The sequence below is a fragment of the Pseudomonas sp. UBT genome (assembly GCF_050915955.1).
GTDB lineage: Bacteria > Pseudomonadota > Gammaproteobacteria > Pseudomonadales > Pseudomonadaceae > Aquipseudomonas > Aquipseudomonas antarctica_A.
Genome location: NZ_CP168079.1, coordinates 4,959,886 through 4,980,631 on the forward strand (window position 1 = coordinate 4,959,886; position 20,746 = coordinate 4,980,631).

General features: G+C 60.2%; 15 protein-coding genes. 7 read left to right on the forward strand and 8 right to left on the reverse strand.

What is annotated here, in order from left to right; all coding sequences use genetic code 11:
• Positions 1-73: 73 nt before the first annotated feature.
• Entirely contained in the window at positions 74-4,921 is a 4,848-nt protein-coding gene (locus ACDZ94_RS22965) for an NEL-type E3 ubiquitin ligase domain-containing protein (RefSeq protein ID WP_432750883.1), read from the reverse strand.
• Positions 4,922-5,110: 189 nt separating this feature from the next.
• Here ACDZ94_RS22965 and mnmC point away from each other — a divergent pair, with 189 nt between their 5' ends.
• From mnmC to ACDZ94_RS22990, 5 genes are all read left to right on the forward strand, one after another.
• Complete coding sequence (gene mnmC, locus ACDZ94_RS22970) at positions 5,111-7,111, forward strand: bifunctional tRNA (5-methylaminomethyl-2-thiouridine)(34)-methyltransferase MnmD/FAD-dependent 5-carboxymethylaminomethyl-2-thiouridine(34) oxidoreductase MnmC (protein WP_432750884.1); 2,001 nt, start codon at positions 5,111-5,113, stop codon at positions 7,109-7,111.
• A gap of 135 nt (positions 7,112-7,246) precedes the next feature.
• Positions 7,247-9,019: an N-acetylglutaminylglutamine amidotransferase gene (locus tag ACDZ94_RS22975; RefSeq protein ID WP_432750885.1), complete on the forward strand. Its 1,773-nt coding sequence runs from the start codon at positions 7,247-7,249 to the stop codon at positions 9,017-9,019.
• Between the two features lie 3 nt (positions 9,020-9,022).
• The gene (ngg, locus tag ACDZ94_RS22980) at positions 9,023-10,771 is read left to right on the forward strand and encodes an N-acetylglutaminylglutamine synthetase (RefSeq protein WP_064453365.1); all 1,749 of its coding nucleotides are present in this window, start codon (positions 9,023-9,025) and stop codon (positions 10,769-10,771) included.
• Between the two features lie 171 nt (positions 10,772-10,942).
• Positions 10,943-12,127, forward strand: coding sequence for an osmoprotectant NAGGN system M42 family peptidase (locus ACDZ94_RS22985; RefSeq protein WP_064453366.1), 1,185 nt, complete (start codon positions 10,943-10,945; stop codon positions 12,125-12,127).
• Between the two features lie 59 nt (positions 12,128-12,186).
• A complete protein-coding gene (locus ACDZ94_RS22990) occupies positions 12,187-12,414 on the forward strand; it encodes a YheU family protein (RefSeq protein ID WP_064453367.1) in 228 nt (75 codons plus the stop codon).
• A 7-nt stretch (positions 12,415-12,421) separates the two neighbouring features.
• Here ACDZ94_RS22990 and csrA read toward each other — a convergent pair whose 3' ends face one another.
• Entirely contained in the window at positions 12,422-12,625 is a 204-nt protein-coding gene (gene csrA / locus ACDZ94_RS22995; protein WP_064453368.1) for a carbon storage regulator CsrA, read from the reverse strand.
• Between the two features lie 241 nt (positions 12,626-12,866).
• Positions 12,867-13,682 (reverse strand): SDR family oxidoreductase, encoded by an 816-nt coding sequence (locus ACDZ94_RS23000; RefSeq protein ID WP_432750886.1) that lies wholly within the window; start codon positions 13,680-13,682, stop codon positions 12,867-12,869.
• A gap of 330 nt (positions 13,683-14,012) precedes the next feature.
• Between ACDZ94_RS23000 and ACDZ94_RS23005 the strand changes: the two genes are divergently transcribed.
• Complete coding sequence (locus ACDZ94_RS23005; protein ID WP_015885095.1) at positions 14,013-14,165, forward strand: DUF3309 family protein; 153 nt, start codon at positions 14,013-14,015, stop codon at positions 14,163-14,165.
• Positions 14,166-14,219: 54 nt separating this feature from the next.
• Here ACDZ94_RS23005 and ACDZ94_RS23010 read toward each other — a convergent pair whose 3' ends face one another.
• From ACDZ94_RS23010 to ACDZ94_RS23030, 5 genes are all read right to left on the reverse strand, one after another.
• Complete coding sequence (locus ACDZ94_RS23010) at positions 14,220-16,307, reverse strand: LTA synthase family protein (RefSeq protein WP_064453370.1); 2,088 nt, start codon at positions 16,305-16,307, stop codon at positions 14,220-14,222.
• Between the two features lie 417 nt (positions 16,308-16,724).
• Positions 16,725-16,916 carry a PLDc N-terminal domain-containing protein gene (locus ACDZ94_RS23015; protein ID WP_003172956.1) on the reverse strand — a complete coding sequence of 64 codons (192 nt, stop codon included), beginning with the start codon at positions 16,914-16,916 and terminating at the stop codon, positions 16,725-16,727.
• Between the two features lie 68 nt (positions 16,917-16,984).
• Positions 16,985-17,515 (reverse strand): hypothetical protein, encoded by a 531-nt coding sequence (locus ACDZ94_RS23020; protein ID WP_432750887.1) that lies wholly within the window; start codon positions 17,513-17,515, stop codon positions 16,985-16,987.
• A gap of 41 nt (positions 17,516-17,556) precedes the next feature.
• Positions 17,557-18,072: an ankyrin repeat domain-containing protein gene (locus tag ACDZ94_RS23025; RefSeq protein ID WP_064453372.1), complete on the reverse strand. Its 516-nt coding sequence runs from the start codon at positions 18,070-18,072 to the stop codon at positions 17,557-17,559.
• Positions 18,073-18,170: 98 nt separating this feature from the next.
• Positions 18,171-19,997, reverse strand: coding sequence for a long-chain-acyl-CoA synthetase (locus tag ACDZ94_RS23030; RefSeq protein ID WP_432750888.1), 1,827 nt, complete (start codon positions 19,995-19,997; stop codon positions 18,171-18,173).
• Between the two features lie 395 nt (positions 19,998-20,392).
• On the opposite strand from ACDZ94_RS23030, the gene ACDZ94_RS23035 reads away from it, so the two are divergent.
• Entirely contained in the window at positions 20,393-20,671 is a 279-nt protein-coding gene (locus ACDZ94_RS23035) for a DUF3509 domain-containing protein (RefSeq protein WP_048721059.1), read from the forward strand.
• The last annotated feature ends 75 nt before the right edge of the window (positions 20,672-20,746 follow it).

The following is a 20,746-nucleotide window of genomic DNA, read 5'->3' on the forward strand; positions in this document are numbered from 1 at the left end:
ACTAGCGGATTGGGCAGCATGCCGGTCAAGGAATTCCAGCCGGCTTGCCGTGGATCAATCAGCGGGCCGATGGCTAATTCCCGGGAACATGGCAAATGCCCAGGTCCTGCTGTTTCAACATCTGCTGTGTCAGGCGTTCCACTACGTCAGTGATTGCCTGCCCGCGAGGCGATCGCAGGGCTTCCATTTGCTTGAGGTACTCGCCGTCGGTGAGGTTCTGGCTGTTCTCGAAGAGTGTTTGTTGCTGCGCATCAAAGGGCGCCGTCGCGGACTGGAATGCCCCGGGAAATTGCTGTTCCAGGTGGATTCGCCAGAACGCCAATTGGGTAATAAAGCGCAAGAATGCGGGGGACAACTCTGCCGTGCGCACTTGGGACTGCGCCACCTCCAGCCCATCGCTGGTCACATTGGCAAAAAATGCAAAATTCATGTGCTTGGGCTGCCCCGGTAGTTCCAGGGCCTGGGCCAACCCGACCCGGAATGCCAGGCTGACTTCCAGGGGGTCCAGGGAGAAGTGCTCGACAGCGTAAGTCGCGGCAATCTTTTCCAGTTCACTGAGGCGAAACAAACCACGGCCCAGGTTCAACAACGCGCCGGAGTTGCTGTGTGAGCGACCGGCCTGAAGAGTCGCTTTCTCGACCTCCTTCAAGACCTCTATCTGACTGAATATCTGTGCCGTCCCATCTGAACAGTTCGTCGGATGAGCCGCCAGTTGAAACACCCGCTCGCGCAGCCCGACGCTGTCATGGGTCGCCTGCAACACCTCCCAGACGCGCCGGGTCAAGTCCTCGCGCACGTATTGACTGTCCGCAGTCCCGGTCAATTGAGCCAGCAACTCGAACAACGGTGTCGATTCCGGATCATCGCGCAGGTTGGCCCAAACCGTACGCTTGTGAATATCCCGGGTGGCCGTTTCCTGCGGCAACCATAATGCCCTGGCCCTCAACTCGGTCCTGCGTGGTTGATCGTCCCTCACGTAGCCCATGCCAATACCGACATCGTCGCGATAACGAAGGAGTGCCGTTACCGTCGAACTGGATAACGGGTTACCGCCCAGGTTAATCGACTGACTGAAACTACGCGGCGTCGCAAACAACCACTCGGGCAACACGGTAATCGCGTTGTCGCGCAAATCCATTTGCTCAAGCCGGGCCAGCCGCCCCAGACCTACGGGCAGGTCGGTGATTTTTGTGTCCTGCAATAACAGCGTATGCAAGTCACGCATCTTGCCGATATCCACCAGCTTTTCCAGCGGGTTATGGCTCAGGTCCAGCAGGCGCAACGCACTCAGGTCCGCCAGTTTCAGCCGCGTGTAGTCAGTCAGCGCCAACCGGTTATGGGGCATCGACAAACTCTCAAGTTCAAACATGCGTGAGAGCACTTCCGGTAACCGGGTCAGGTGGTTTCGGTCCAGGTCCAGACGCCTCAGCCCCTTGAAACACTTCAGGAAATAAGCGACGTCATCACCCAGCTGCATATTTTTGAGTGACAACTGTTGGACATGGTCGAAACGAATCTCGGCCGGCAGCGTCGGCAACGAACCAATGCGCATCCCGTCCAGGTTCAAACTGGCGATGGAGGTCTGGTGCTCGTCCAGAGCAAAGCTTTGACGCCGCCAGCAGGCTTCAATGCGCTCTGCCACTTGCTGGCGGCTAATACGAATGTCACTCAGGCCCGGCTGTTTCTCCAGGTCCTGGACATCGTTCTTCCAATGCTTGAGCAGCGCTCGCAGATGCCCCAGCTCGGCCTTCAAACGGTTTACCGCCCTGGCCCGCGAAAGAGGCTCAGCGCCCAGCGACATCAGCAGTGAAGACACTTGCGCGTCACTGAACAAGGGGTACAAGCGCTTCACCTTACGCACCAGCGCGCGCGGATGCACCAACGGCCCCGTCGGCGAATCGGCCATTTCACAGGAAACCCCCTCTGCCAGAGGTTCACTGACCCTGCTGGAAAACGCCTCGCCAGCCAGCTCCCGCTCCCCCTTGGCCTGCGAGCCGCTCATGTAGCGCAGGCGCCAAATGTTACTAGGCTCCTTCAGAGGTAATCCCAGTGCTACTCGCTGGCTGGCCGTCAGCGCTGAATCGATCGCCTCGAACAGCCCGTCCGGTCCGGCATAAGGCCCACCGAGGCTCAGGCCATGGTCATCAAACGCTTCGAACCCGGCGTTCGACCTGACCACTGCGCGCCGCACCCCAGCCCCGTTGAACGCGCCCAAGGCCAATAAGTCGCCCTGTGGCGAATCCTGGCGCAACTCGAGGCGCAGCGCCCTGCCCCACCCCGCCACGCGCGGCATGACTCGAACCGCGACCCGCGCGGTATCGAGGCTGGCCAATTCTGGCTGATCAAACCCCATCAAGGCGCGGTCCAGACGTTGTTCCCCAAGGGCACGCTGCACTGACTCGGCCAATGCCATGGGAATTCGTTGGTTATCGCGCAGGGACTCACGCTGCACGGTTGATGTCTCGGCCATCAATTCGCGCATCAACGTGCAGGGCAAGTGGGGATAGGTGCGCCTGAGCAACGCCCATTCGGGTGGTACGGGTCCGTCATAAGACTGATACAACTGCTCAAACAACGGCTTGCGATCGGCCTTCAGATACGCGAGCAACTGACGCTCCAGAACAGCGCGCTCCTGATCGGCCGCAATGCCCTCTCCCAACAGCCCAGTCTTCTGTGCCTCATCCAACCCGGACAACAGCGCATCAAACACTTTCCCGTCACTGAGCATCTGCTCGGTGACCGTCAAACGCTGGCCTGCAGCGTTAACCGTTGCGCTGGCGGGGTAGCGTGCCTTGACGTTGCGCCGGGCATCCAGCACCTCAAAATAGCGTCCTACGGGCCAACCTTTTAACAGGGGCAAGGCGTGCATCTGCAAGGTCGAGTTTTCGACGCTGGGGGCGGCACCGCTTTCCAACTGCCAGATAAAATCGCGAATGGACTGATCCAGCTTGAAACGCTCGTACAGATCGCGAAAACGTGCGGGAAAGGGCAAGCACTCCTGCGCCTGATAAACGCCCCAATCATGGGGCTTATCCATAATGGCCTTGATCTGTACAAGCTTCCTGGGATGGAGCGAGGAACCGGCATCCGCCGGCTTCAACCGTGAAAACAGATACTCCGGACTCTCCCACTCGTCAGGCTTTTCGAACGCAAAACGCCAACATCCTTCGCCGTTATGCAGCAATTGCGGGCGATAAGCCGTGTGCCGCGACAGGTGACTGGCCCGCCATTGATCCAGTTTTGAGTCGAAGGAAACCCGATGGACACGATCATTGACCTTGACGTAGGAATGACCACCCACCTTGTAGATTCCCGAATCATCCGCGACTTCGTCGTCGACAACGCTCTGATCATGGACGTACGGCGTGATATCCGGGCGCCACAGCCGCAGGTTGCCATCCGTGGCGCGTACCACTTCAAACTTGCTAAAGAAACTATCCAGGTTAAGACCGCTACGGCTCATTGCCGAACCGACAACCTTGCTGCCTGCCGCGAACACCACCATCGAGGTGATATTTTCCGCTACCACCGCCAACTGCTTGAACGCCTCTTCCGTGTCACCACGGCGCCAGTCTTCAATGCCCTCATAGAGTTCACCGAGCATCTGGCCCACCGCCACGCCGGTCATCAATAGCCCCAACTCGGGGACGACCAACCCGGCGAGGTTGAGCACCGTCAACCCGGCGTCCAAATACGCCTGCAAGCGCTGCTCGCGAACCTCCTCATCCACATCGGCCACCGGCACCGCCAGGGTCCGCGCGTCGGCTTGCAGCTTTGCTGCGTAGGTATCAAAAAAATGCCTCGCGAGGCTGACCGTAAGCAGGTTGGCGTCCAGCATCCCCAGGGTACGGGCTTGATCAAAACTGCTGAAGAACGCGACCCGGTCGCCCTGGCTCAGGTACCGGGTAAAGAAGGCCCGATACGCGGCCACTTCAAGCTTGCCCTTGAGGTAGACCTGAAAGTCATCCAGCGAGGAATACTCAAAAAATGGCCGTTCCGGCTCATTGGGCATGTAAACCACACAGGGTTCCTGCGGGTATTGCGCAATCGACCGGCTGGAAAACACCAGGATGCTCCACAGGCAGCCGCCCTGTGTGTTCAGCCCTTGCCAAGTGACCGGCCGCCCTTGAAACACCACCCCTGCGGCCTGAGCCTGGGACGGTGTCAGCTGGCGGTCCAGCAGCGTGCACACCATCTTGTAGGTGTCCTGTGAAATATCTCCCCGCATCAAGGCAATGTGGGCGTCGATTTTCACGTCCAGGGTTTTCATCCGACCGATATCGCTCGCAACAGCATTGACGTAGGGCTTATCGCTTGTGAGGTTACTGTCCAGTTTGAGCACTTCACTGAGGTGCTGCTGATACAAGCGGCCAAGGTCCAGGGCGCGACAGCCTTGGGCAAACTCGAGGGGCGTAATGCCCATCACCCCACGAGCGCCGGACCCCGACTGCAACAGCGAGCCGGCCGGAAAGTATTGCGATCGAGCTTCATCCTCGGAGAAATTCTGCATCGCCACCTGCAGCAGGCTGTCCTGCACCAGCCTCACGGTTTTCACGTACTTCAATGGCAAGACTTCTTTCTCGTATTCGTTGACCGCACGAATAAAAAGATCTTTTTTCGGCTCCACGGTCAGTTGCCATCGTGTCAGGCAATAGTCCTTGAGCCGCTCATTGCAAAACTCATCCAGCGCCCGCAATGGCTTCAAGCACTCGGCGACGGTTGCCTGGGCATCTGCCACCTGTGCGGCATCTCGGGTCAGTGCATCCAACACACCCGGCGGCGCGTTGACCATCCAGCCCGGCAGCTTCTTTTGCAGTACCTGGGCCTTGTCCAGATCACCCGTCATTTCCAGTAAGGCCGCTTGCAGCTGGCTCTGGGTCAACTGGTTCAGCTTGTTGTTCAAATCATCCTGGGTGCGCATCAGCAATATCCTTTATTGCCTATAAATCAAGGCATTACGATACCGCGGCCGCCTGCACGGAATTAACGCTGATTGTTGATGGGTGGAAGGACGCGCGCAGCAGTTTTTTCCATGTAAAAACTATGGGGCTACCCCCTTCGGCTAGAATGGCCACCTTGCCTTTGCCCGCTTTTATTTTATGAGCCGCCCATGAACCCCGTAACCCACGCCCAGCTCGACTGGGATGACCAAGGTCGCCCGCACTCGCGGGTCTTCGACGACGTGTATTTCTCCGACAAGTCGGGCCTTGAAGAAACCCGCTACGTGTTCCTTGAGCAGAACCGCTTGCAGGAGCGTTTTGCCGCCCTGCCCGAGGGTGGCAGGCTGGTGATCGGAGAAACCGGGTTCGGCACCGGCTTGAACTTCCTCTGCGCCTGGCAGCTGTTCGAGCAACACGCAGTGGCCGGTGCGCGCCTGCATTTTGTGAGCGTGGAAAAGTACCCACTGAGCCCCACCGACCTGCAACGCGCCCTGGCCCTCTGGCCGGAACTCAGTGCCTTCGCCGAGCCCCTGTTGGCGCAGTACATCGCGATCCATCAAGGCTTCCAGCGCCTGGTACTGGATAACGGCCGTGTCACCCTGACCCTGCTGGTCGGCGACGCCCTGGAGCAATTGCCGCAACTGGATGCACAGATCGACGCCTGGTTTCTCGACGGCTTCGCCCCGGCGAAAAACCCCGACATGTGGACCGCCGAGCTGTTTGCCGAACTGGCGCGCCTGGCGGCTCCGGGCTCGACCATCAGCACCTTCACCAGCACCGGTTGGGTGCGCCGCCTGATCAATGCCGCCGGGTTCAAGATGAAACGCACGCCGGGCATCGGCCACAAGTGGGAGATCCTGCGCGGTGAGTTCCTCGGTTGGCCCGAAGACACGCCGCCGCCCGCCAAAGCCAAACCCTGGTTCGCCCGCCCGGCGACTATCGAGGGCGAACGCCATGCGATGGTCATTGGTGCCGGCCTGGCCGGTTGCGCCACCGCTGCGAGCCTGGCCGCACGTGGTTGGCGTGTCAGCCTGCTGGAGCGCCACGCCGCCCTGGCCCAGGAAGCGTCGGGCAACCCGCAGGGCGTGCTGTACCTCAAGCTCTCGGCGCATGGAACGGCACTGTCGCAGCTGATACTCAGCGGTTTCGGTCACACCCGGCGCCTGCTGGAACACTTGCATCGAGGTGTTGATTGGGATGGCTGTGGCGTGCTGCAACTGGCATTTGACGCCAAGGAAGCTCAGCGCCAGGCGCAACTGGCCGAGGCCTTTGCGCCCCAATTGTTGCACCTGCTGGACCGTGAGCAGGCGCAACAACGGGCCGGAATCGACCTGGCTCAGGGCGGCCTGTTTTTCCCGGAAGGCGGCTGGGTGCATCCACCGGCGCTGTGCCAATGGCAGGCGGCACATCCACTGATTGAAGTGCTCACCCATCACGACGCCCTTGAGCTGCGCCGGGTCGATGATCAGTGGCAGGCGCGCGACGCCGACCGCGTGCTGGCCAGCGCGAGTGTGGTGGTGCTCGCCGGCGCCGCCGAGATCAAGCGATTCCCCCCCAGCGCCGACTTGCCGCTCAAGCGAATTCGCGGGCAAATCACCCGACTGGCGCAAACGGCAGCGAGTGAGGGGCTGGCCACGGTGGTCTGCGCCGAGGGTTATGTCGCACCCGCCCGGCTGGGTGAACACACCCTGGGCGCGAGTTTTGATTTCACCAATGAAGACCTCACGCCCACCGTCACCGAACATGCCGGCAACCTTGCGATGCTGCGGGAGATTTCCGAAGATTTATTGCAACGCCTGGGCGCCGATCACCTGGCCCCCGAGGAACTGGAGGGTCGGGCGGCGTTTCGTTGCACCAGCCCTGACTACCTGCCGATCGTCGGGCCGTTGGCCGACCACGAAGCATTCCAACAGGCGTATGCGGTACTCGGCAAAGACGCCCGGCAAGTACCGGATACGCCTTGCCCCTGGCTGCCGGGTCTGTACATCAACAGCGGCCACGGCTCACGCGGACTGATCACCGCGCCCCTGTGCGGCGAGCTGATTGCGGCCTGGCTGAATGCTGAGCCGTTGCCGGTTCCAGCGAGTGTGGCCGAGGCCTGCCACCCGAATCGGTTTGCGCTGCGCGCGTTGGTGAAAGGCAAGTCAGCGGCAAGCAAAGGGCGGCTTTAAAGCCATCACGGCTATTTGCCTTATAACTTATCGGTCTAAAACTCCACGGATAGCACTGGGTCAGTTTCTGGGTACGCGCCCTTTTGGCGCATTGAATATTGACCCCTCCCCAACGGAAAAACCGGTAAGGAATTTATGTGCGGATTAGCTGGAGAATTACGTTTCGATGCCCAACCTGCCGACTTGGCGGCCATTGAGCGCATCACCCATCACTTGGCCCCACGCGGTCCAGACGCCTGGGGCTTCCACGCCCAAGGGCCGATTGCCCTGGGCCACCGGCGCCTGAAGATCATGGACCTGTCGGACGGCTCGGCCCAACCGATGGTCGACGCCCAGCTTGGGCTGTCGCTGGCGTTCAACGGTGCCATCTACAATTTCCCGGAATTACGCGAAGAGCTGGAAGCCCTGGGCTACGCCTTCTATTCCGGTGGCGACACCGAAGTGCTGCTCAAGGGCTACCACGCCTGGGGCGAAGCACTGCTCCCCAAGCTGAACGGCATGTTTGCCTTTGCGATCTGGGAGCGTGACGCCCAGCGCCTGTTCATCGCTCGTGACCGTCTGGGCGTGAAGCCGTTGTACCTGTCGCGCACCGGCCAGCGCCTGCGCTTCGCCTCGGCGTTGCCGGCACTGCTCAAGGGCGGCGATATCAACCCGATCCTCGATCCGGTGGCGCTCAATCACTACCTGAATTTCCACGCCGTGGTGCCTGCACCGCGCACCTTGCTGGCGGGCATTGAAAAGCTGCCGCCAGCGAGCTGGATGCGCATCGACGCCAATGGCAAGACCGAACAGAAAACCTGGTGGACCCTGCCCTACGGCCCTCGTGAAGATGAGCAAAATCTCACCCTGGAAGACTGGACCGACCGCGTACTCGACAGCACTCGCGAAGCCGTGGCCATCCGCCAACGCGCCGCCGTGGATGTCGGCGTGCTGCTCTCCGGCGGCGTCGATTCGAGCATGCTCGTCGGCCTGTTGCGTGAAGTCGGCGTGCAGGACCTGTCGACCTTCTCGATCGGTTTTGAAGATGCCGGTGGCGAGCGCGGCGACGAGTTTCAGTACTCGGACCTGATTGCCAAGCACTACGGTACCCGTCACCACCAGTTGCGCATTGCCGAAAGCGAAATCATTGAGCAACTGCCGGCCGCGTTCCGCGCCATGAGCGAGCCGATGGTGAGCCACGACTGCATCGCCTTCTACCTGCTGTCGCGGGAAGTGGCCAAGCATTGCAAGGTGGTACAGAGCGGCCAGGGTGCCGACGAGTTGTTCGCCGGTTACCACTGGTACCCGCAGGTGGATGGCGCCAGCGATCCCTACGCCGCATACCGCGATGCATTTTTCGACCGCAGCTACGACGACTATGCCGCCACCGTCGCGCCGAAATGGCTGACTGCCAATGACGCTGCCGGTGACTTTGTGCGTGAGCATTTTGCAACGCCAGGTGCAGACGCCGCCGTGGACAAGGCCTTGCGCCTGGACAGCACGGTGATGCTGGTCGATGACCCGGTCAAACGCGTGGACAACATGACCATGGCCTGGGGCCTGGAAGCGCGCACACCGTTTCTGGATTATCGCCTCGTCGAACTGTCGGCACGCGTGCCGGGTAAATTCAAATTGCCCGACGGCGGCAAGCAGGTGTTGAAAGAGGCCGCGCGCCGGGTCATCCCCAGCGAAGTCATTGACCGCAAAAAGGGCTACTTCCCGGTGCCGGGCCTCAAGCATTTGCAGGGCGACACCTTGAACTGGGTGCGCGAGCTGCTGCTGGACCCGAGCCAGGATCGCGGCCTGTTCAACCCCGCCATGCTTGATCGCTTGCTGACCGACCCGCAAGGCCAACTGACCCCGCTGCGCGGCTCCAAGCTGTGGCAACTGGCGGCGCTGAACCTGTGGCTCAGCGAACAAGGAATCTGATTGATGAAACCTCTTGCAGCGGCTTACAGCCAACGCTTGCTGAAGGGCCAGGCGCCGACCTACGAACGCCTGCAAGCCCGCCTGGCTGAAGATGGCAGCCCACTGGGCGCCGAGCCGATTGCCGTGCATTGCGGCTGGGGCCGGTTGTTGATCGGCCACACGTTCCCTGACCCTGCCAGCCTGGCCGAAGAGTTGCTGAACGAGCAGGCTGGCGAGCGCGATATCGCGCTGTACGTGGCGGCGCCCCAGCAGATCCTCGGGATTGATCCGCAACAGTTGTTCCTCGACCCGTCCGACACCCTGCGCCTCTGGTTCAGCGACTACCGGCCGGCGACTCGGGTGTTTCGCGGTTTTCGTATCCGGCGCGTACAAAGCGAGGCCGATTGGGCCGCGGTCAACGTGCTCTATCAAGGGCGCGGCATGCTGCCGGTCGACGCTGAACGCCTGACGCCACGCCACCAAGGCGGCCCGGTGTATTGGTTGGCGGAAGACGAAGACAGCGGCGCGGTGATCGGCAGCGTGATGGGCCTCAATCATCAAAAAGCCTTTCACGACCCGGAAAATGGTTGCAGCCTCTGGTGCCTGGCCGTCGACCCGCAATGCACCCGGCCCGGCGTGGGTGAAGTGCTGGTGCGCCACCTGGTAGAGCACTTTATGAGCCGTGGCCTGAGCTACCTTGACCTGTCGGTGTTGCACGACAACCGCCAGGCCAAGAGCCTCTACGCCAAGCTGGGGTTTCGCGCGCTGACCACCTTTGCGATCAAGCGCAAGAACGGCATCAACCAGCCACTGTTTCTCGGCCCGGGGCCGCAGGCGGGGTTCAACCCCTACGCGCGGATCATTGTCGAAGAGGCCCATCGACGCGGCATTGATGTGCACGTGGACGACGCGGGTGCCGGCCTGTTCACCCTCAGCCATGGTGGACGCCGCGTGCGTTGCCGTGAATCCTTGAGCGACCTGACCAGCGCCATCAGCATGACCCTGTGCCAGGACAAAAGCCTGACCCACAAGGTGCTCAAAGCCGCCGGTTTGAAACTGCCGCAACAACAATTGGCGGGCAGTGCCGACGACAACCTGGAGTTTCTCGACGAACACCAGCGCGTCGTGGTCAAGCCGCTGGACGGCGAGCAAGGCCAAGGCGTGGCGGTGGATTTACAGACGATCGAAGACGTGCAGAAAGCCATCGAAGCGGCCCGCCAGTTCGATAGCCGTGTGTTGCTCGAAAGCTTTCACGAAGGCCTCGACCTGCGCATCCTGGTGATCGGCTTTGAGGTGGTCGCCGCCGCGATTCGCCGCCCTGCCGAGGTGACCGGTGATGGCCAGCATTCCATCGGCGCCTTGATCGAAGCCCAAAGCCGTCGCCGCCAAGCCGCTACCGACGGCGAAAGCAAAATCCCGCTGGACGCCGAAACCCAACGCACCCTGCACGCCGCCGGTTACGACTACAGCAGCATCCTGCCGCGCGGTGAAACCCTGGCCGTGCGCCGCACCGCCAACCTGCACACCGGCGGTTGCCTGGAGGACGTCACGGCGATCCTGCACCCGACGCTGGTGGACGCCGCCGTGCGTGCCGCCCGCGCCCTCGATATTCCCATGGTGGGCCTGGACCTGATGGTGCCCGCCGCCGACCAACCCGAGTACGTATTTATCGAAGCCAACGAACGGGCCGGGCTGGCTAATCACGAGCCGCAACCGACTGCGGAGAAGTTTGTGGACTTGTTGTTTCCGCATAGCCAGCCGACTGCTCAATAACCCTGTGGCGAGCGGGCTTGCCCCGCGTTGGGCTGCGCAGCAGCCCTGACCCATGCACCGCAGTCTTTCAGCCAGAACTCATTGGCAGGTTTGGGGCCGCTTCGCGACCCAACGCGGCGCAAGCGCGCTCGCCACAACAAACCTGCTCGCCACACTTCATCAGGAGTCTTTATGAGCCGAACCATCCCCGAACCGGATCTCAACTACCTGCAAAAAGTGCTGCTGGAGATGCTCGCCATTCCCAGCCCCACCGGGTTTACCGACACCATCGTGCGCTACGTCGCCGAGCGCCTGGAAGAACTCGGCATCCCTTTTGAAATGACCCGGCGTGGCACCATTCGCGCGACCCTCAAGGGCCAGAAAAACAGCCCCGACCGCGCCGTGTCCGCACACTTGGACACCATCGGTGCCGCCGTGCGTGCGATCAAAGACAACGGCCGCCTGACCCTCGCCCCCGTGGGTTGCTGGTCCAGCCGCTTTGCCGAAGGCAGCCGCGTCAGCCTGTTCACTGATAACGGCGTGATCCGTGGCAGCGTGTTGCCGTTGATGGCCTCCGGGCACGCGTTCAACACCGCCGTGGATGAAATGCCGGTGAGTTGGGACCATGTGGAATTGCGCCTGGACGCCTACTGCGCGACCCGCGCCGATTGCGATTCCCTGGGCATCAGCATCGGTGACTATGTCGCCTTTGACCCGCTGCCCGAGTTCACCGAAAGCGGGCATATCAGCGCCCGACACCTGGACGATAAAGCCGGTGTCGCGGCCCTGCTCGCCGCGCTGAAGGCCATCATCGACAGCGGCGAACCGCTGCTGATCGACTGCCACCCGTTGTTCACCATCACCGAAGAGACCGGCAGTGGTGCCGCGGCGGCCCTGCCCTGGGATGTCAGCGAATTTGTTGGCATCGACATCGCCCCGGTCGCACCCGGCCAGCACTCCAGCGAGCATGCCGTGAGCGTGGCGATGCAGGACTCCGGCGGGCCGTATGACTACCACCTGTCCCGTCACCTGCTGCGCCTGGCTTCGGATAACGACCTGCCCGTGCGCCGCGACCTGTTTCGCTATTACTTCAGCGACGCCCACTCTGCCGTAACCGCCGGCCACGACATTCGCACAGCCCTGCTGGCGTTTGGTTGTGACGCCACCCACGGCTACGAGCGCACGCACATCGACAGCCTGGCGGCGCTGAGTCGCTTGTTGAGTGCCTACATTCTCAGCCCGCCGGTATTCGCCAGCGACGCGCAACCGGCGCAGGGTTCGCTGGACCGCTTCAGCCATCAGATCGAGCATGAGACACAGATGGAGAGCGACACACGCGTGCCGTCAGTGGACAGCCTGGTCGGCCAGAAGTCCTGACACTGGCAACTACGGTCCCGGCGCAGTAGGATCGCCGGGTTCCTACCTCTGAGGCTTGTATGCTGATTCCCTACGACGCACTTGAAGTCGACACCCTCACCCGCCTCATCGAAGACTTCGTTACCCGCGACGGCACCGACAATGGCGACGAAACACCGCTGGAAACCCGCGTATTGCGCGTGCGTCAGGCGCTGACCAAGGGCCAGGCGCTGATCGTGTTCGACCCTGAAAGCGAGCAATGCCAGTTGATGCTCAAGCACGACGTGCCCAAGCATCTGTTCGACTGAACGGGGTTCAGGGATTGGGGACTGCCACCGGAGGGGTGGCGGTGCCTGGGCGGTCGAGAATCTTCTGGTAAACCTCGGAGCGATGGACGTGCACCCCAGCCGGCGCGTCGACGCCGAATTTCACCTGGGAACCGTTCAACTCGAGGATGTGCAACGTAATGTCATCGCCGATGGAAATGACTTCGCCCAGGGCGCGGCTTAAGACCAGCATGGCGGGGTATCCTTTTGGAGTGACAGGACGTTGACCATGCGTGATTGGCTGGGGAGCAGCAATGGCTTGCCTCTAAATCAGGCGAGACCTACATAAACGGGTAACTTGCCTGACAGACCACATAAAAATCCCGAGCCAAATACGCTTAAACAGGCGGGAGGGGGCTTGCTCCCGATAGCGGTGATAGGTTGACGATCACTGCGCCGTTGGGCGCAAGCCCTCTTTCACATTTGGACCGGCATCAGCCCTTAACCGCCTGCGCCTTGGCCCGCATCTTGTCGGCCATCTGCGTCATCTCGTCATACAACAACTGCGGATTCTTCTGCTTCAACGCCCATGCCATGCGCCCCTGCTCGTGGGGCAAGATCATGAACTCGCCTTCAGCCACGCGTTGGTAGATGTAATCGGCGATATCCGCCGCCGAAATCGGCGAGCTCTCAAGCAACTTGCCCACCTGCGCCTTCATCGCCGGTGTAGGCCCGCGAAACGAATCCAACAGGTTGGTCTGGAAAAATGACGGGCACACCACGTGCACGCTCACTTCCTGCTGCTTGAGTTCCACCAGCAAGCTCTCCGACAACGCCACCACACCGGCCTTGGCCACGTTGTAGTTGCTCATCGCCGGCCCCTGCATCAATGCGGCCATTGAGGCGATGTTGATAATCCGGCCCTGGCTTTTCTCCAGCAGCGGCAGGAACGCTTTGCAGCCCTTGACCACGCCCATCAGGTTGATCGCGATCTGCCAGTCCCAGTCTTCCAGGGACAACTCAGCAAAGAAGCCACCCGAGGCGACACCGGCATTGTTGACGATCACATCAATGCCGCCCAGCTTCACCTCACAGGCCTGGGCAAAGGCCGTGAGCTGGCTGTAGTCGCGCACGTCGCAGCGTTGGACAAACCCATCGCCACCCGCCTCGCGCACGAGCTTGAGGGTTTCAAGCAAGCCCGGCTCGCTGACGTCCGACAAGGCCAATTGCCAACCCTCGCGGGCCCAGCGCAGAGCGATTTCGCGACCCAGGCCGGACCCGGCGCCGGTGATCATCATGCGATTTTGCATAGGAAAGCTGCCTTGTGGTTCACGGAAGAAGTGATCGGCAGTGTAGCGAAGGTTTTTCCGCGACCCACGCACCATCCAATTGATGAATGCCTCGGGCAAACTTGAGGCCGGGTACGAGAGCGACTTATTGCGTAAGTTCAATCTTTTTCAACTAATACGCTGCAGGTGTGAACGCATTAAAAGAAATAAGCCGGCTTGCAAAATGCTTTAAAAAAACACGGAATCTTTTACCCCATGGCACAGTCGGATTTTATAAGGCGTCTGTCTTTAAACTGACAGGCCTACTGTTTAATCACCGGTCTTTTCAGAAGGCCTATAAGGAAAAAAACTATGAGCCTCATTCTGATCATTATCCTGATCCTGCTGTTGGTTGGCGGCCTTCCGGTATTCCCGCACTCGCGTAACTGGGGCTATGGCCCGTCGGGTATTCTGGGTGTCGTACTGGTGGTGTTGCTGGTGCTGCTGTTGCTTGGCCGGATATAAACACCGGACAAAAAAAGAGGCCTCACTGAGGCCTCTTTTTTTATGCCCGACTTATTAGTCCGGCTTACCGTCGACCACACCGGCGGTGTTATCCAACAGGCTCTTGGTCGCCGTTTGCAGGAACGACTCGAGTTTCTGTTTCAGCGCTGCTTCGTCCGGTGACTCGGGAATCACTTTACCGGTCGGCTCAGCGCCCAGTTCGTACTCCCACAGCTTCGGTGGCATGTCCTTGGGCAGTACCAGAATGCGGTCTGCGGTAACCAACGCTACGGTCTGGTCACTGCCCGACGGCTTGATCACGCCAAAGCCCTTGTCGCCTTCCGGCAGGTTCAGCAGGTCACGGCCCCAGCACTGGTGCAAGGTATCGCCACCCAGGCGGCCCATGATGGTCGGCACGATGTCGATCTGGGTGCCCACGGTGTGGTCACGCTCGCCGAACTTCTCCTGCATGCCCGGTGCAATCATCAGCATCGGCACGTTGAAGCGGCCCAGGTCCATTTCGGTGATTTGCTGTTCGTTGCCGAAGCCGTGGTCACCCACGATCACAAACAGGGTTTCCTTGAAGTAAGGCTCTTTACGGGCCTTTTCAAAGAACTGGCCCAAGGCCCAGTCGGAGTAGCGCATGGCCGTCAAATGCTCGTTGAGGCTGCCACGGTCGGTGACTTTCTCGACCGGCAATGGCGTCGGCAATGCGTACGGCGTGTGGTTGGACAGGGTTTGCAGCAGGGCGTAGAACGGCTTGCCGCCTTCGCGGGCTTTGAGTTCTTCCAGGCCACGGTTGAACATGTCCTGGTCGGACACGCCCCACGTCGGGTCGGAGAACACCGGGTTGACGAAGTCGTTACGCCCGATGAAGTTGGTCATGCCCTGGTTGCTGAAGAAACCCGACTGGTTGTCCCAGGCGAAATCGCCGTTGTAGACATACACGTCGTCAAACTTGCGCGCACTGAGCAACTGCGGTAGGCCCGACAGCTTGTGGCTGCCTTCCGGGGTCTGCATCAGGTATTCGAAGCCCGGCAGGTTCGGGAAGCACGCCATGGTGGCGAACATCCCCTGGTGGGTGTGGGTGCCGTTGGAGAAGAAACGGTCGAACAGCAGGCCTTCCTTGGACAATTTGTCGAAGTACGGCGTGATGTTGCCCGGGCGGCCTAATGCACCCACCGAATGACCGGCGAAGCTTTCCATCAGGATCACTACGACGTTCTTGATCGGCAGGGTTTTTTCGGCCGGTGGCGTGTAGTCACGGCGAACGGCAGCCGACTCCGTATCCACCAGTTTCTCTTGTGGCAACACCAGCATGTCACGCACGGTCTGGGTCGCCAGCGGCTGGTCCAGGGTGGCTTTCCAGATGTTCGAACGCTCTTCGGAGAAGCGCGCCTTGGCGGCGGCGATCAGCGACAGAGTGCCGTTCAAGCCCAACTGGTTGGCGAAGTTCGAATCGGTGGTGTAGACATCACCCCAGCGCAGCGGCGGGCCCTGGCGCAGGGTGCCACGGATGGCGACCACGGCGATCAACAGGCAGACCACGAATACGGCGATGCGGGTGTACCACGGCGCCACCTGGCGGGTGCCGACGGTGCCCCCGCTGAACGGGCCACGTGGGCGCGTCGCACGGTCGGCGCCTTTAAAGGCCATGCTCAGGATCAGCGTACCCACGGCCCAGGCCAGCAGGTACCGCACCACCGGGAAACCGTACCAGAGCATGCTCATCACGGTTTTCGGGTCTTCCTTCACATACTGGAAGACCAGGCCGTTGAGGCGCTGGTGGAATTCGCGGTAGAAGTCCATCTCCATCAAGCCCAGGAACAGGGCAATACTCGACGCGACGGTCAGCCACAAACGGAAAAACCCGCGCGCCGCCATGGCCCGAACGCTGAACAAGGCCAGCAGCATCGGAACCAGCGCGTACATCACAAAGCGTATGTCGAAGCGCGTGCCGTTGACGAACGCTTCGAGGAACGTCGAGGCCGGCGTGTCGAGGATCATCTCGCGGTTGTAGACCAGCAGCGCCAGGCGCAGCAGGGAGAACATCACCATCATGACCAGCGCGCAAAGCAGCGTGTATGCCAGATGGGATTTGACGGTCGGTTGCAGCAGGCGATTAGAAGCTCGCTGCTGACTCAGGGCGTCCGGGTTTGCCATGTCGTTTCAGGACCCATTGGAAGTTTAAGTTTAGAAGTAATGCAGTGGCGCCCGTCCCTCGCCCAGGCTGGCTGGGGTAGGCGGTTAGCGCGGTGGCGCAAATGGTGCCCGATCAACGGCATCAACGCTATTAATTACTGAACATATGCCACGGCCATGCGGTTAATGGCACTGGATAGAGAGCCTTGGCAGTGCCTTAAAAACCGGCGAATTGTCTTGGACGAGGTGTGAAAATTTCGTGCACCGAATAATCTCGACACACAAATCTCTGCATACGCTGGAGACAAATAGGGAGCGGGCTTGCTCGCGAAAGCGCTGCGTCAGTCAATACATCAGTGACTGAACCACCGCTTTCGCGAGCAAGCCCGCTCCCACATTTAGTGCAGTGCCTACTCCGGATTGGAGCGGGCCCGGTGATCAGATCCGCACATTCCCGCGCGGCCCGGCAATTGCCCAGATAATCAGGCCGAGTACCGGCAGCAACAGGATCAGCAAGATCCACAACACCTTGGCGCCCGTGCTCGCGCCGCTTTTAAAGACGTTGATAATCGCCCAGATATCCAGCGCAAGGATAATCAGGCCAATCAGACCATTGAAAGTCGAACCCATGGTGTCGCTCCTAAAGTGAGGGCATGCCTCCTTAGGATAGTCAGCCGTGGCGGCGGTTCCGTTTTATTTCAGACGTGCACCGCAACACGCAGCGCTTCCAGGGACGGCTCAGCCTTGATGCCAACGTGGGCGCACAGTTCCAGCACGCGCGGCAGGTCGTTGCCGTACACCAGCACGCTCTGGATCTCGTCATCGAGCAATTGGCTGAAGTTGAGCAGCACATAGCCGCCCTCTTCCGGGCTGAGGGCGCTCATCTGGATCTGGATGCGATTGAGCGCAGTGAGGTCTTCGGTCTTGGCCAACTGCTTGGGCTTGAGGTTGAACGCCACGCCCGGGCCGAAGGACGCGACGATCTGCGCAAACAGATCGCCGTAGGTGTCCGCCTGGAACAGGACGGTGTCCGGCAGGCTGCCCACCACCACCCACTCACCCAATGGAATAGGGAACGAGTCGTCGTAGTTGATATCCGGATTGGCTGCCAGAAAGGCCGCAGGGTCCGCGTAGGCCTGGGCCGCTTCTTCGGCGATGCGCGCCACCTCGTCCTCGCCCATGACGCCGGCGCTGATTTTGCTGATGAGTTCGACGAGGGCGGTTTTCATGGGAAGGTCCTGTGGCGGGCTGGTTTTTGAGGGCGCGTAGCCTACACCAGTTTTTGCAACTGCGCCGCCGTATCCGCCGCGCCCATGGTTTGCGCTGCAGCTAACGCCGTCGCGCCCTGGGCGTCAGTCGCCTTGGGATTGGCACCTTGCCCAAGCAGGTAGTCGACCATTTCTACGCGGTTGAACATCGCCGCCATCATCAGCGCGGTACGCCCATCCGACGATGATGCATCAACCGGTGCGCCACCTTCGATCAGCGCCGTGACCACGGGCAGGTTGCCCTTGAATGCGGCACCGGCAATCGGCAGTTGGTTTTTGTCATTGGCGATCTGTGGGTCAGCCTTGAATTCCAGCAGCACTTTTACCGCATCGGCGTGGCCGTGGTAGGCCGCGAGCATGAGCAAGGTGTCGCCATTATGGTTGCGCAGATTGGGCGGCAAGCCTTTGGCCAGCAGCGCAGCGAGCATGGCGGCGTCGCCCCGGCGAGCCACGTCAAAGACCTGTTCGGCAAATTCGGCAGCTTCGTCTTCGGTCATTTGTTTGGGCTGGTCTGACATGTGAGGGCTCCTTGTCTGGTGTGCTTTATAGGCGCCCAGTGTCGCGACGGAGTTCCCCACTGTCATGCCTTTTTTGCCAAAAGCGGCCATAGCCAGAATCAATAACGAAACTGCCCGCCCTGGATCTGCGCCAACAGCTGGCCGGTGACCGGCACATAGCTGTCAGACCCTGGAAGCCAAACGTAGACCGGGTCATTACCGGCTTTTGCCGGGTCAAACGCCTCCTCCTTGAGCTTCACCTTCTGGTATTTGAAGGTGCCGGTGGTTTCCATCTTCACTTTGATGCGCAGAAACAACGGCACCGCGTAGTGCGGCAGTTGGCCGTGGGCAAACTGGAGCAATTCACGCATGTCCAGGGACGCCAGGGATTCGCTCGGGGTGATGGCGACCATCCCCGCCCGGCCGTTGGTGTTTTCGATCTCGACGCCATAGGCCACCACTTCGGCGATCTGCGGGTGTTGCAGCAGGACGTTTTCGACTTCGGTGGTCGAGACGTTCTCCCCCTTCCAGCGATAGGTATCGCCCAGGCGGTCAACGAACTGAGCATGGCCAAAGCCGATACTGCGCAACAAGTCGCCGGTATTGAAGTAGCGGTCACCCTTCTCGAACACATCCGTGAGCACCACCTTGCGGTTCTTTTCCGGGTCGGTGTACCCGTCGAAGGGTGATTTTTCATCAATCCGGGCCAATAGCAGCCCCTGCCCGCCCGTTTGCACCTTGCGCATCAAACCATCGCTGCCACGGATCGGTTCACCCGTGTCGTGGGCGTATTCCACCAGTGCCCAGTGCTGCAGGCAAAAGCCGATGGTGTTATCGAAATTCAGCACATTGGTGAAGCCGATATTGCCGTCACTGGCAGCGTACAGCTCGCAGATATGCTCAACGCCATAGCGTTGCTTGAACTGCGCCCAGACGCCGGGGCGCAGGCCATTGCCGACCATCTTGGTCACGCGGTTATCACGGTCCTGCGCGCTGGGCGGCTGATCGAGCAGGTAGCGGCACAACTCCCCGACATAACCCAGGGTTGTCGCGTTGAATTTGCGCGCATCGTCCCAAAACTGGCTTGCACTGAATTTACGCCGAATGGCGAACCCCGACGCGCCGACAATCGCCGAACCCCAGCACACACACAGGCCGGTGGCGTGGTACAGCGGCAACGTGCAATACAGGACATCTTGCGGCCCCATGTCCAGGGCGATGCTGCCGAAACTCACAGCGGTTTTGGTCCAGCGGCCGTGTTTCATGATCCCGGCCTTGGGCAAGCCCGTAGTGCCGGAGGTGTAGATATAGAAGCACGGGTCGTTGAAAAAGATTTGCGCAGTGCTGGTGGGGTTGCTCACCGCGCATTCGGCGCTGGCCACCATCAGGTCGATGTAACCTTCAGGCACCGCACTTGATGGTTGATCGGCGACAAACCAGGTGCGGTCGGCCTTAATCGCGACGTGCTCACGCACCGCAGAAAAGGCAGGCACCAACTCCGCCCCCACGACAATGGCCACCGGGGTCACCAGATTCAGGCTGTGCACCAGCGCCGCCTGGGTTTGCGAGGTATTGAGCATTGCGCAGATACCACCCAGCTTCGCCACGGCCAATACATTGAGCAGTAATTCAGGCCGATTCTCGATAAACAGCGCAACCACATCACCCTTGCCGATGCCCTGCGCGTGCAGATGATGAGCGATACGATTGGCGCGCTGGTTGGCTTCGCTGTAGCTGAGCACACTGTCGCCGTACAACAACGCAGCACCGTCGGGATTACGCAGCACAGCCTGCTCGAACTGCCACCCGAGGCCGCAAGGTTGCCCCGGGTCAGTGACATTCGCGGCACGCATCCCGCGTACCACGCGCGGCAGGGCGCGAACAATCGCGGGCACCTTTCGCAGCATTTTGCCCCAAGTGATCATGTCGTCTTGCGGATGGCTCATGGCGGAACGTCCTTTTTTCTTGTTCTTCGTATGATCCAGGAACAGCGGTGACGCAGTAGGCGGCACGCCGAATACCTTGCAGGAAAATACGCCTGCCATTCTTTGGCTGTACATGCAGGATTTGAAAAGTTTTGTATCCCGTGCCGGCGGCCACAAAAAAGGAATTTTGCGCAGCCATCAAAGTCATTATCAGTAATGAAGGGCTGAAACGGGTGGCCCGAACAACGCAAAATGCAGGATGCACGATGGCCATTCATGCATTTTGCACGAAACTGAAAATCTTGAAAATTTTTAAACTGTTGATTTACAACGATTTTTTATAAATCTGAATACTGGCACAATCACTGCACCTATCTCTCCATGCTTGCCAACTTGAGCCAACGGAGCTGATAGACATGAGCCTGATCCAAGATAAATTCGCTTCTGTATTCTCCCAATACGACGTCACCACTCAGCCACGTCCTGACGGCGGTATCCTGCTGACCCTGCGCAACAGCGAAGGCAAACAAGTCAAGCGCTCGATCTCATACCAACAGTTGCACACTGCTGACCAACTGACGTGGGTGATCAGCGCCATTCGCCGCGACTTGGCCGAACAAGCCAGCGATTTGCCCCAGATTTCGATGCTGCAAAGCCAGAACCGCTTTGCCCTGCCGACTTACCATTCGGCATAAGCAACACCGAAGCAACACCGATAAAAAAAGGGCCGCGACGCCATTAAGCGTCGCGGCCCTTTTTTATACGTTCAG